The sequence below is a fragment of the Citrobacter sp. KH_055_1 genome (assembly GCF_057838705.1).
Genome location: NZ_CM174473.1, coordinates 127,303 through 139,866, shown reverse-complemented (window position 1 = coordinate 139,866; position 12,564 = coordinate 127,303). Strand labels below are relative to the sequence as shown.

The window sequence follows — 12,564 nt, the reverse complement described above, 5'->3', positions numbered from 1 at the left end:
TTTGTATTAATTCATGTTTTCTATGAATTAATTGTGTCATTACTTTTCGGGAAACAGTAATGCATCGCGTAATAAATGATCATTTCCCCGGCGACGGGTAAACCCAATACGGTCAAAATATTCCAGAATTTGGATAGCCAATTTACGTCCCACATTCAGCCTGTCGCGGAAATCAGCGGCACAGGTTGATCCTCTTTCCAGATCCAGTTCGCGGATCATATTGGCAAAAGCCACGATGCGATCGTTACGATAATAGCGATCTTTGACGATCGCGGTAATGATGCCCTGCTGCGCTGCCTGCCGTAGCGCCAGACGCATGGCCTGCTCATCAGTGCCCGTTTCTTTCGCCAGGTCCCGCACCCACCACGGCTCATCGCCGAAGAGAGGCTCAACTTTTTGCCAGATGGCCTGCTGCTCATCGCTAAAGCCGGCCTTATGATCCGGTAAATGCAGCCAGCCATGGTGGCTATGGATAACGCCGCTATCGCGCATTTTTTCGATCAGCAGCAGGACCAGCGCTTCGTCTTCCATCGGCAGCGCCATGCGCCGCAGACGCTCACGCCCCGGTCCCGGCTCATCGCGATGCTGCTCGTGGTACGTCGCCAGCGTATCCAAAATTTTACGCTGCCAGCGGGCGGCAACAGAGGCATTCAACAAGCTATATCCAGCCTGAATAAAACCATGTTGCTCAATCAACGGGCGCATACCGTCGCCGTTAAGCTGGCGCGCCCATGCGAAATCGGGGATGTTCACCGCGCCACGCGTCAGATGCACTGCCAGCGCGTCGCCGTCATTCTGTGCGTTTTCCAGCGCCGATAGCCACTGCAGATACTCCGGTTTACGCTTGCCACGACGCGGCGGGTTGAGCGTCACCACGCGTGCACCCGCAAGCGTCGTGCGGGCAGAAATATCGCGTAGCACCAGTCTGTCGTTATCGGCCAGCCACAGCGGCGTATCAAACACCAGCTCCGCCAGCGTCCCTTCGAGCAGGGAAATACGCCCGGTCACGTGGCTGGCCGCGTGGTGAATATGCAGCGGTTGCCACTGTGTCAGCGGGGCGGCGTGCTCTAAAGAGACAATAACGCGGGTCAAGGCATCCGGCGGTGCATCGGACAACAGCCAGTCACCGCGGGTGAGCTGTTCTTTCTCCGCATCGCCAGCAATATTCAGGGCAATACGCTGCCCGGCATGAGCGTACTCAGTGGCCTGGTTTTGCGCATGCAGACTACGCACGCGCATCGGTTTGTTGACCCCAGTCAGCCACAGCGTGTCGCCAACGTTCACTTCACCACTGAGCGCCGTGCCGGTAACTACCAGGCCCGCCCCCTTCACCGTAAAGGCGCGGTCAATTGCCAGCCGGAAGGTGTGATTGCGGGCCAGCTCTCGCGCAGGCAGCTGCAGCAGATGCTCACGTAATGCATCAATACCCAGCCCTTCACTGGCGGCGGTCACGAAAAGTGTCGCCCCGGTAAAACCAAAGTTCGCCAGCGTTGACTGCACTTCTGCACGCACGTCGTCAATACGCGCGTCATCCACGCGATCGGCTTTGGTCAGCGCCACGGTGAGCTGCGGATTGCCCGTCAGTTGCAGGATCTGCAAATGCTCCCGCGTTTGCGCCATCACGCCATCATCGCAGGCCACCACCAACAGCGCGTGATCGATGCCGCCGACGCCCGCCAGCATGTTGGACAGAAACTTTTCGTGTCCGGGAACGTCGATAAACCCCAGCACGCGGCCATCCGGCTGCGGCCAGTAGGCATAGCCCAAATCGATGGTCATGCCGCGTTTTTTTTCTTCCGGCAGACGATCGGCATTCACACCGGTAATCGCCTGTAATAACGTGGTTTTTCCGTGGTCAACGTGTCCGGCTGTTGCAATAATCATTTCAGCATCATCTCCATAAACCGGGGCTCGTCTTCAAGACAGCGCAGATCCAGCCATAAGCGGCCATCATAAATTCGCCCAATGACCGGCACCGGTAGCGCGCGCCAGCGGGCAGCCAGGGCCTCAAGGCGGCTACCTCGCCCGTCATGCGGGGTAAAGGTTAATGCCGCGCTGGGCAGTCTATCAACCGGTAGCGAACCACTGCCAATCTGCGACAGACAGGGCATCACGTTCAGTGCAAACTCGCCGCCATAATGTTGTTCGAGCTGTACCTGTAAGCGCTGGGCCTGTTCGCGGATCGCCTCTTCCTTACGAGTGAGCAGGCGCAGCGTGGGTAATTTTTCCGCCAGTGCTTCCGGGTGTAAATAGAGCCGCAGCGTGGCTTCCAGTGCCGCCAGGGTCATTTTATCGGCCCGCAGCGCACGTTTCAGCGGATGACGCTGCAGCCGGGCAATCATCTCTTTCTTACCGACGATAATTCCGGCCTGCGGCCCCCCCAGCAGCTTGTCGCCCGAGAAGCTGACCAGGCTAACACCCGCGGCAATCAACTGCTGCGGCATCGGCTCCTTGGGTAAACCGTACAGGCTGAGATCCACCAGCGAGCCGCTGCCCAGATCCGTCACCACCGGAATATCCAGCTCATGACCGATCGCCGCCAGCTCGGCTTCATCCACCGTTTTGGTAAAGCCTTCAATGCTGTAATTGCTGGTATGCACTTTCATCAACAGACCGGTATTTTCATTCACTGCCTGACGGTAATCGCTGGCGTGCGTCCGGTTAGTGGTACCGACCTCATGTAGAACGCACCCGGCCTGGCGCATCACGTCCGGAATACGAAATGCGCCGCCAATTTCCACCAGCTCACCGCGTGAAACCACCACCTCTTTACCATTGGCGGTTGCAGCCAACATCAGCAGTACCGCTGCCGCATTGTTATTAACGATGCAGGCATCTTCGGCTCCCGTAATGCGACACAACAGGTCCGCCAGCGCACGATCGCGATGCCCACGACCGGCGCCGTCGAGGTCATACTCCAGCGTCACCGGCGCGTGCATCACCTGCATCACCGCCTCAATCGCTTCTTGCGCCTGCAACGCACGACCCAGGTTGGTGTGCAGCACCGTACCCGTCAGGTTGATGACCGGACGCAGCGCGCTGTGCGACTCGCGTTCCAGCCGGGCGCTGGCTTCTTGCGCCCAGTCGTCACTCCACGCCGGGAGCGCCTGCGCGTCGCGAATCGTTTCCCTGGCTTCGTCGAGCATATGGCGAAGCAGCTCCACCACCCGGGTATGGCCGTGAGACTCACGTAAGGCAAGAAAGGCGCTATCGCGCAATAAACGATCGATCGCAGGAAGCTGGCTGTAGAGTGAACGCATGTCGGTTGTCATGAAAGGGCCTGGCTGTTGGTGGCCCTCTCCGCCGGGGAGAGGGATAGCAATATGGGGGGATTGTACCGTGAGTTTGCTCAGGCGGACATAATACGCATCAAGCCTTTGGCGGTTCTGTGCGGGCAAAGCTCTCACGCTGAAAGAGCGTTTCCACCAGTTTGACCAGTCGCGGTCGGTCAACACACCAGCCGGGTGCGACGCGGCGGAAATTGAGATAACCCACGGCGCAGGCGATGGCGACGGTGGCCAGATTCACCGTGTCCGTTTTCAGGGTACCGTCTGCCAGATAGCCTTCCAGCACATCCAGGCTGCGGGTAATTTTCTCGCGCTGGCGCAGCAGTTCGATTTCTGATTGCTGTGCGGCTGGCCGGGCCTGTTCACGTACGGAGACAAGTCCAGCATCCATAATACCGTCCGCCAGCGCTTCAATCTGACGCACCTTCAGCGCCGCCAGCGGATCGCGCGGTAACATGGCTGGCGCAATATCCAGCAGCTCAATGTATTCGGCGATGATTGGCGAATCGAACCAGTACTCGCCCTCATCGGTGACCAGCGCGGGTACTTTTCCTAACGGATTGTAGCGCGCCACGCCGTTTTCGGCGTTGTAGGGAAGTTCATTAACGAATTCGAAGGTGATGCCTTTTTCCAGCAACAGAATAGAGATTTTTCGCACAAAAGGGCTGGTGTAGCTGCCAATGAGTTTCATGCCGTGTCCTTTTTGCCAACAAAAATATCAGTATGGCTCAGGCTGAGACAAAAGGCAGATGATGGTTATCATTCTTGCTGATTTACTTCTGACCTAAACGTTTTCTTAGTTTCAGCTGCTTTTTAACAATATGCTTTTCCCTGCGTTACTCGGGACGTATGGTTCTCTGCAAGGATATGAATACGTCACGGAGAAAATCATGTCACAGCAGGGACTGCGCTTTACCCTGGAAGTGGACGAACTCATGGTGACGGATACCGCTGTCGTCAGCTTCACCCTGTATCAGAATCTCTCCACCCCCTTTTTGCTCAGTGTCGATATTGCCAGCGACCAGTCTGACCTCACCGCACCTGATTTTCTTGAAAAGAGCGCCACCCTGACCCTCTGGCAGGGACCTGTTCCACAGCGCTACCTCCACGGCATCATTACCGGGATGGAAACCGGGGAAAACAACGACTGGCAGATGAATTACACCCTGACCCTCTCTCCCCCGCTCTGGCGGGCAGGGTTGCGCCAGAACTTCCGTATCTTTCAGCAGCAGGATATCCAGGCTATCTCCTCCACCCTGCTCACTGAAAATGGCGTCACTGACTGGGTGCCTTCCTTCTATGAATCCCATCCGGCGCGGGAATTCTGTGTCCAGTACGGCGAGACCGACCTCGCTTTTCTCACCCGCCTGTGGGCCGAAGAAGGTATTTTCTATTTTGACTGGTTACACCCGACCGGTCCTGAACAAAAACTGGTGCTCTGTGATGATGTGGCCGGGGTTTCCACTCTGGGGGAAATGCCCTTTAACCCCGGTACCCGCGAAGTCTCCAGGGGGAAGGCACCACGCTCAGCAAGGCATTCGACGTGATTCCGGCAGACCGGACATGGCGGACCTCCCCCCTGTCAAAACCTTCCGTTGACGGCCCGCAGAGTGCTGTGGTCACCGGTCCGGCGGGCGAAGAAATCTTCTGCGACGAATATGGCCGGGTACGGCTGAAGTTCCTCTGGGACCGCTATCAGGACGGAACGGAAAACAGCTCCTGCTGGATACGGGTATCCCAGGCATGGGCCGGAGCCGGGTTCGGCAACCTCGCTGTTCCCCGCGTGGGCCAGGAAGTGATTGTCGACTTTCTCAACGGCGATCCGGACCAGCCCATCGTGATGGGTCGTACCTACCATGAAGATAACCGTACCCCCGGAGACCTGCCCGGCACAAAAACGCAGATGACTATCCGCTCGAAAACCTGTAAAGGCGGGGGATTTAATGAACTGCGCTTTGAGGATGCGACGGGCAACGAGCAGGTGTATATCCATGCGCAGAAGAACATGGATACCGAAGTGCTGAACAGCCGCACCACCGACGTGAAAGTGGACCACACAGAAACCACCGGCAATAACCAGAGTATTACCATCGGACTCGGGCAGACAGTGAAGGTGGGTAAGGAGAATGCCGCAGGGCATGACCAGACCATCACCGTGGCGCATGACCGCAGCATCACGGTGCGCAACGACCAGACGCTGAAAGTGAAGAATGACCGGATGGTGAGCATCAGCCATGACGACGGGCTGTATGTGGCAAATGACCGGAAAGTGACGGTGGAAGGGAAACAGGCGCATAAAACCAGCGGGGACCATATCAGCCTGGTGGAAGGCAGCCACAGCCTGGAGGTGAAGGGCGACCTGGCGCGGAAGGTGGCGGGTGCGCTGGGGATAAAGGCCCGGGAAGCTGTCGTGCTGGAGAGTAGCGGCAGCATCACCCTGAAGGTGGGCGGTTCGTTTGTGGTGATCCATCCCGGTGGCGTGGACATCACGGGGCCGAAGATAAACCTGAACAGCGGGGGGAGTCCGGGTACACCGATATCGACACTGCAACCAGCTGTGTTGAGGGCGCTACCAGATGAGGACGGTGGTTCCGGGGATTCGAATGGGGAAAACGAATCAGATCAGACAACATCTGAGCCTGAATTAAACCATATGTTTGGGTCCATAAAAGGAATGGATGGCATTCAAAGTAAAGAGCTTGTATTCAGACCGTTTACTGAGGAGGAATAAAAGTGACTAGCAAACCCACCCCATTTTTTGATGAACCACAGGATAAACCGACAAAATATGATGGTCTGTTTGGATGGTCTGCTGACTGGAAATGTTACCTTGATCAGGAGGATAAGCCTGTACCATTAGATGATATCTGGTCATTGTCACCGGATAAGCGTAGCGTGGTTGTTCTCAAAGGAGATACGCTTGGAAAAATTGCAAATGAATATAACTGTTCCGTTGAGGAGCTTACTGAATATAATAATATTAAAAACCCTGGGTTGATCTACCCCGGGCAGGTGATAAATATTCCGCAACGGCATTACACGCTAACTGAAACTGACACCACGAAAAAGAAAGATGATAACCAATGTTTGTTATCATTATCTTTTGAAGATCTGATAGAGAAACCTCTCTCTGGATTGAAGGTTAAAGTGACATCGGCGCTGGGTGAGGTTTTCGAGTTCATAACCGACGGCCTGGGAAATATTGATGATTTCGCTGTACAAGCCGAATCTGAAATTAAAATCACTGTCTCCAGTGGAATGGGCAAGATAAAGGAAGTTGCCAGATTCATATCTCAGGAAGGAAAATTAAATGCCATTATTTCAAGTCCTAAAGTGAGAGTTAAAGGAAAAAGCACAGCGATAACCGGTCCGACAGGCAATGCTGACAGCAAAAGTGATGGAATTAATAAAATCAACGTTGGCCGAGACTCTGATGGAAAACCCAGAGTTCATATAAACCATACCTGCCCTAACAATTATGATCTTATGCTAGGTAAGAATGTTATTTACTGGAATGATATTATTCGCGCATCTGAGCGGAGTGGTATTATACCCCAGAGTATTGCGGCAGTTATTCATGCTGAAGCGGCTAAATATCGTGGGGGAGTCTGGAAACCAACCTCAGTGTGTAGGGATTCAGTAAACTCGACAAAACAAAACACGGTATATAAAAGTTCAGCGGCTGGCATGACACAATTTTTAAATGGGACATGGATAACGGAGACGTTAAAGGAAGGGACATATCTTTTTGAAAAAGCCTCTGAACAAGGGTTAGTAGCAGATAAGCCCTTACTCAATAAAAAAGGAGAGGTAGTAAAAAACAAAAAAGATGAGATCGTATATGAAAAGAAATTTCAGGTTTCTACCGACGACTGGAAAAATCTTAATGAATTAAAAAACGGCAGATATATCACAGGAGTAACACCGTACCCGGACCACGCAACGGCAGACGTGCAACAATGGTTAAATCTTCGATTTAAACCAGAATATGCCATTATGGCCGCAGTTGATTATGGCATCGCCAATTTAGCATCGCTGAAAGATGCTGGATATAACATTGATGAACTTAATGATGCTGAAAAATCCAAACTTATATATTTAACACACCACCTTGGTCTGAGTGATGCAAAACGTTTTATTGGAAATAAAATCACTGAAGGTAATGCTAAAAAATTACTAACTGCACAGGTGGGAGAAGAATCAGCCAAGGCAAGGTCCAAAACGGTGGGGTATGTTAAAGCGCACAGACAATGGTTGATAGATTATATAAATAGAAACATTAATTTAAGTAATTATTTTTGCAATGAACAAATCACCTCAAATAGCTATGACGATATTAATCTAATAGAAACAATTGAAAAACTAACGAGGCAATATAATGATTAAGCGCCCCACACTCATCCTATCCTTATTAACCCTTCCCGCCATAAGCATTGCTGATTGCAATCCGGATTCGTCATTTTGTTATTATACTAAGTTTGGGATTCTCGACCAGATAACGAAATCCACTTCAGGTGACGGTTATTCTTATCTTACCCTAAACGGTGTGAATATATATAAGGCAAAAACCAATTATATATCATTCATGGATGATGACATGATTAATAATCATATGGGTTTCTTTAAGAATAACAAATACTTTACCACCAAGACAGTTATTACATATACTTTAAACGAGCGTTGCCTTGATAAGTTAGAATACAAGGGCTTTTGCAGTATCAGTGTGGTTCTCGATTTTTCAGGCGACAAACCCGTTATTTCCAACAACTTTATCCCAGACTCAGGAAATTCAGTTATCGACTGGGTCTCATGGGGAAAAGCAAATGCGATCATTGTATTTGAGGATGAATCAAAGTTTAAATATATGAATGGGCTTGTTGAGCGCATTGTTAAATAAAGATTTAATTAGGGTAAAATAAACCTCATGAGACCGCTCCAATGGTTAAAATATATATTTACAAATGTTATGACAATTTTATTTAACAATGAAGGATTAAAACCAGACTGTGTAATAAAGCCTCGAGGACTGATGAAGAAGGTTTAAAAATATCTGTTTTATATTTAAACAGACTTTGATAGATAACGTACTAAACGTTAAGCATTTTCTCAATGCCTTACTAAAAGAATTGACCTAACGAATGATAATTAATAAATACAGCCAAGATTTATCAGTGGCATGAGGCTTGAGAATAGATGGAAAAACGGCAAATATACCCAAAATAAAATATATGAAATATATCAGGGTAAAGTGAATTTTCATTTACAACACATGAACAATTCACTTTACTCTGGTTAAAATTCTATCCGTATAATCCCGTATCAACTCAATGATCTAAATAAAGGTAATGCATCCAGCTGGTCATACGCAGCAGTACTTTACGCATCACCGACACGTGGGCGAAATGGTCGGAGTAAACCGCCACTTGGGCATAAATGCCGTCCGGTAAGGCGTCTACTTCGGCATTCGGCTCCAGTTCAATCGTTGCCAGTACGCCATCGGTACCCGGCACCACCGTTAAGGACTGCAATGCACCCTGAGCCTGATAAGAACCTCCCGGCACAACCGGCAGAATGCTGGTCAATTTACCGGAGAAAACCTGGCCTGGTAGCGCATTAAACACCACTTCCGCTTCATCGCCCGGTTCAAGACGCAGCAATGAGTTCTGGCGGAACTGGGCCACAATCTGGCGTTTCTGTTCCGGAATAAAGACCATCACCGGTCGCAGAGGCAGCGCAGCGGCATAGGTCCCCGGACGGATCAGCACCTGCGTGATATAGCCATTACTTGGCGCACGCACGACGGTCTGATCCAGATTGTATTTGGCTTCAGCAAGCTGAGCACGCAGAGAGGCAACCTGCGACTGCTCACCGTTAACCATGCTGTCTAACTGACTTTGGATCTGGGTTTGTTCCGCAACGGAGCCTTTCACCAGCGCATCTTGTGCCAGGAAGTTTTGGCGGGCGTTGTCGATATCGCTTTCAGAAAACGGGTTAACCTTCGCCTGGCTGCCTTTCAGGTAGCGTTGATAATTTTTATACAGACGATCGCGCTCGGCAGACACTCGCGTGGTGTTGGCGACCGCTTCCGAAAGTTGCGCTTTTAAATTATCGATATTGTGCGTTGCGGTAACCAGGTCGGCCTGCAGCCTGTCGACGCGCGCCTGGTAGCGGCCTGGATCGAGTTTGAACAACACCTCGCCTTTTTTAATCAGCTGATTATTTTTATCGGTAACCTCACTCACAATCCCCGTAACCTGCGGCGTAATTGGAATGGAGATCACCGCTTTTTGCGCGGTGTAGGTATACGGGTGGTTATAGTTCATTAATAAAATGAGGCCCGCAACAATAAACACGCCACCTAAAGCTGCGGTAGCAAGCGTCCATTGGTTTACCGGGATACGGAATATCTTAAAGATGGCCCAGGCAAATGCCACGTAGGTCAAAACAATCAACAGATCCATGATCAGCGCTCCTGCGTGTTCTTATCAGCGGCGGGTTGCACCGCAGCCAGTTTTTGTTCCAGATCGGCTACGCGCTTCGCAAGAGCGTCAATATCAGGGTTGCCCGTCATTGGCTGAATATGGTTTTGCATTCCCCAGCCGCGTTCGGGTTGGTAGAGCGTGGCCCAAATCCACAGGAACGGCCAAATGGCATGGAGCGTAAACAAGCTAATCCAGCCCGCCGTATGAATCGCATCGGCATGGGGATGGTTACGCTTTTTAGCCATGTTGTAGGGAATATCATGGATGGCGATGATTCCGTAGAACAGAACCAGGAAGACGAAAATGAGCACGCCCAACGCGAAATAATTTAGAAACATACCTGCCTCGAATTCACACTAATTAGAGTTTTTTTGTGCTGGCAGCCGTATGTACCCTGGCTGATGTCTTGAACATAACTGGAGTTGGCAATTTTTGCCATACCACAAAAAAAATATATTTTCTGAGTAAAAGTTGCTTTATTTTCCGCAAAAAATGGGCGGGGGAGAATTTGCTTCAGATCACACTGGGAAAAAAACAGATGAAAATTTCTTGTGATTCAGATCACAAAGACCCAACAAACACGCCAACATAAAACGTGAACCAATTCACATTTTTCTGCCTTTTTGGGTGAATTCTAACCGTGAGGTGTTTTTTTGTACTGGTGTTTTGTGATGAATATCACATTAACTACCGCCATACACCCTATATTTACGTGACGAATATCACATAAAAAGGCGTCGACTGGACAGTTGAACGATTCAGTGCCAGATTTCGCAGTATCTACAGGGTCCGGCTACCTCCTGCCGCTACATTAACAAACCTCGGGCTTTCAGCCTGCGCGATAGCAAACATAAGAAGGGGTGTTTTTATGTCATCCGATATTAAGATCAAAGTGCAAAGCTTTGGTCGATTCCTCAGCAACATGGTGATGCCGAATATCGGCGCGTTTATCGCGTGGGGTATTATCACCGCATTATTCATTCCGACAGGGTGGTTGCCGAGCGAAACGCTGGCGAAGCTCGTTGGCCCTATGATCACCTATCTTCTGCCGCTGCTGATTGGTTACACCGGCGGTAAATTGGTGGGTGGCGATCGCGGCGGTGTGGTCGGTGCCATCACCACAATGGGTGTGATCGTCGGTGCCGATATGCCGATGTTCCTCGGCGCAATGATTGCCGGTCCGTTGGGCGGCTGGGCGATTAAACACTTCGATAACTGGGTTGACGGTAAGATTAAATCCGGCTTTGAGATGCTGGTGAACAACTTCTCCGCCGGCATCATCGGGATGATCCTCGCTATCCTGGCGTTCCTCGGCATTGGCCCACTGGTTGAGGCCCTGTCCAAAATTCTGGCAGCAGGCGTTAACTTCATGGTTGTCCATGACATGCTGCCGCTGGCGTCTATCTTTGTTGAACCGGCGAAAATCCTGTTCCTCAACAACGCCATCAACCACGGTATTTTCTCACCGCTGGGCATTCAGCAGTCCCATGAGATGGGCAAATCCATCTTCTTCCTGATTGAAGCAAACCCGGGTCCGGGTATGGGCGTCCTGCTGGCGTACATGTTCTTCGGTCGCGGTAGCGCTAAACAGTCTGCGGGCGGCGCGGCTATCATCCACTTCCTGGGCGGTATCCACGAAATTTACTTCCCGTACGTGCTGATGAACCCACGTCTGATCCTGGCCGTTATCCTCGGCGGTATGACCGGCGTATTTACGCTGACTATCCTCGGCGGCGGTCTGGTTTCTCCGGCCTCTCCGGGCTCTATCCTGGCCGTACTGGCCATGACGCCAAAAGGTGCGTACTTCGCTAACATCGCGGCAATCTGTGCGGCCATGGCGGTCTCCTTTGTGGTCTCAGCCATTCTGCTGAAAACCAGCAAAGTGAAAGAAGAAGATGACATTGATGCAGCGACCCGTCGCATGCACGACATGAAAGCAGAATCCAAAGGTTCATCTCCGCTGTCTGCGGGCGATGTCACCAACGACCTGAGCCATGTGCGTAAAATCATCGTTGCCTGTGATGCCGGTATGGGCTCCAGCGCAATGGGTGCAGGCGTACTGCGCAAGAAAGTGCAGGATGCCGGTCTGTCTCAGATCTCCGTCACCAACAGCGCGATTAACAATCTGCCGCCGGATGTGGATCTGGTCATTACCCACCGTGACCTGACCGAACGCGCTATGCGCCAGGTTCCGCAGGCGCAGCACATTTCGCTGACCAACTTCCTCGACAGCGGTCTGTACACCAGCCTGACCGAGCGTCTGGTTGCCGCACAGCGCCACAACGTTAACGAAGAGAAGGTACGTGACCACCTGAAAGACAGTTTTGATGAAGGTGATAACAACCTGTTCAAACTGGGTGCGGAGAATATCTTCCTTGGCCGTAAAGCCACCAACAAAGAAGAAGCCATTCTGTTTGCCGGTGAGCAACTGGTGAAAGGCGGCTATGTTGAGCCGGAATACGTCCAGGCAATGCTGGATCGCGAAAAACTGACCTCTACCTACCTGGGTGAGTCCATTGCGGTACCGCACGGCACCATCGAAGCTAAAGATCGCGTGCTGAAAACCGGCATCGTGTTCTGTCAGTACCCGGAAGGTGTGCGCTTCGGTGAAGAAGAAGACGACATTGCCCGCCTGGTGATTGGTATCGCCGCGCGTAACAATGAGCACATCCAGGTGATTACCAGCCTGACCAACGCGCTGGATGATGAATCCGTGATCGAACGTCTGGCGCAGACCACCAGCGTGGATGAAGTGCTGGAACTGCTGGCAGGTCGTAAGTAAGCGTTATTGCCCG

General features: G+C 51.4%; 8 protein-coding genes and 1 pseudogene. 4 read left to right on the top strand and 5 right to left on the bottom strand.

The window, feature by feature from the left end; genetic code table 11:
- Positions 1-39 precede the first annotated feature (39 nt).
- From selB to AC3ITF_RS00690, 3 genes are all read right to left on the bottom strand, one after another.
- Positions 40-1,884 (bottom strand): selenocysteine-specific translation elongation factor, encoded by a 1,845-nt coding sequence (gene selB / locus AC3ITF_RS00700; RefSeq protein WP_153880304.1) that lies wholly within the window; start codon positions 1,882-1,884, stop codon positions 40-42.
- The gene (gene selA / locus AC3ITF_RS00695; protein ID WP_489176068.1) at positions 1,881-3,272 is read right to left on the bottom strand and encodes an L-seryl-tRNA(Sec) selenium transferase; all 1,392 of its coding nucleotides are present in this window, start codon (positions 3,270-3,272) and stop codon (positions 1,881-1,883) included. Before selA ends, selB begins: the two co-directional genes overlap by 4 nt.
- Positions 3,273-3,369: 97 nt before the next feature.
- A complete protein-coding gene (locus AC3ITF_RS00690) occupies positions 3,370-3,978 on the bottom strand; it encodes a glutathione S-transferase (RefSeq protein WP_135911231.1) in 609 nt (202 codons plus the stop codon).
- Positions 3,979-4,261: 283 nt separating this feature from the next.
- Here AC3ITF_RS00690 and AC3ITF_RS00685 point away from each other — a divergent pair.
- From AC3ITF_RS00685 to AC3ITF_RS00675, 3 genes and pseudogenes are all read left to right on the top strand, one after another.
- Positions 4,262-6,018 (top strand): annotated as a pseudogene (locus AC3ITF_RS00685) (type VI secretion system Vgr family protein); the annotation flags it as partial.
- 2 nt (positions 6,019-6,020) lie between these two features.
- On the top strand, positions 6,021-7,673 hold the full coding sequence (locus AC3ITF_RS00680) for a LysM peptidoglycan-binding domain-containing protein (RefSeq protein WP_482829271.1): 1,653 nt from the start codon (positions 6,021-6,023) through the stop codon (positions 7,671-7,673).
- Positions 7,666-8,184, top strand: a complete 519-nt coding sequence (locus AC3ITF_RS00675; RefSeq protein WP_181629920.1) for a hypothetical protein — start codon at positions 7,666-7,668, stop codon at positions 8,182-8,184. The genes AC3ITF_RS00680 and AC3ITF_RS00675 overlap by 8 nt, the downstream gene beginning before the upstream one ends.
- 427 nt (positions 8,185-8,611) lie before the next feature.
- On the opposite strand, the gene AC3ITF_RS00670 is transcribed toward AC3ITF_RS00675, so the two are convergent.
- Together AC3ITF_RS00670 and AC3ITF_RS00665 are read right to left on the bottom strand one after the other, a co-directional pair.
- Positions 8,612-9,748 (bottom strand): HlyD family secretion protein, encoded by a 1,137-nt coding sequence (locus AC3ITF_RS00670; protein WP_489176067.1) that lies wholly within the window; start codon positions 9,746-9,748, stop codon positions 8,612-8,614.
- A gap of 2 nt (positions 9,749-9,750) precedes the next feature.
- Positions 9,751-10,107, bottom strand: coding sequence for a DUF3302 domain-containing protein (locus AC3ITF_RS00665; protein WP_117342538.1), 357 nt, complete (start codon positions 10,105-10,107; stop codon positions 9,751-9,753).
- Positions 10,108-10,637: 530 nt separating this feature from the next.
- Here AC3ITF_RS00665 and mtlA point away from each other — a divergent pair.
- A complete protein-coding gene (gene mtlA, locus AC3ITF_RS00660) occupies positions 10,638-12,551 on the top strand; it encodes a PTS mannitol transporter subunit IICBA (protein ID WP_115257184.1) in 1,914 nt (637 codons plus the stop codon).
- Positions 12,552-12,564: the final 13 nt, after the last annotated feature.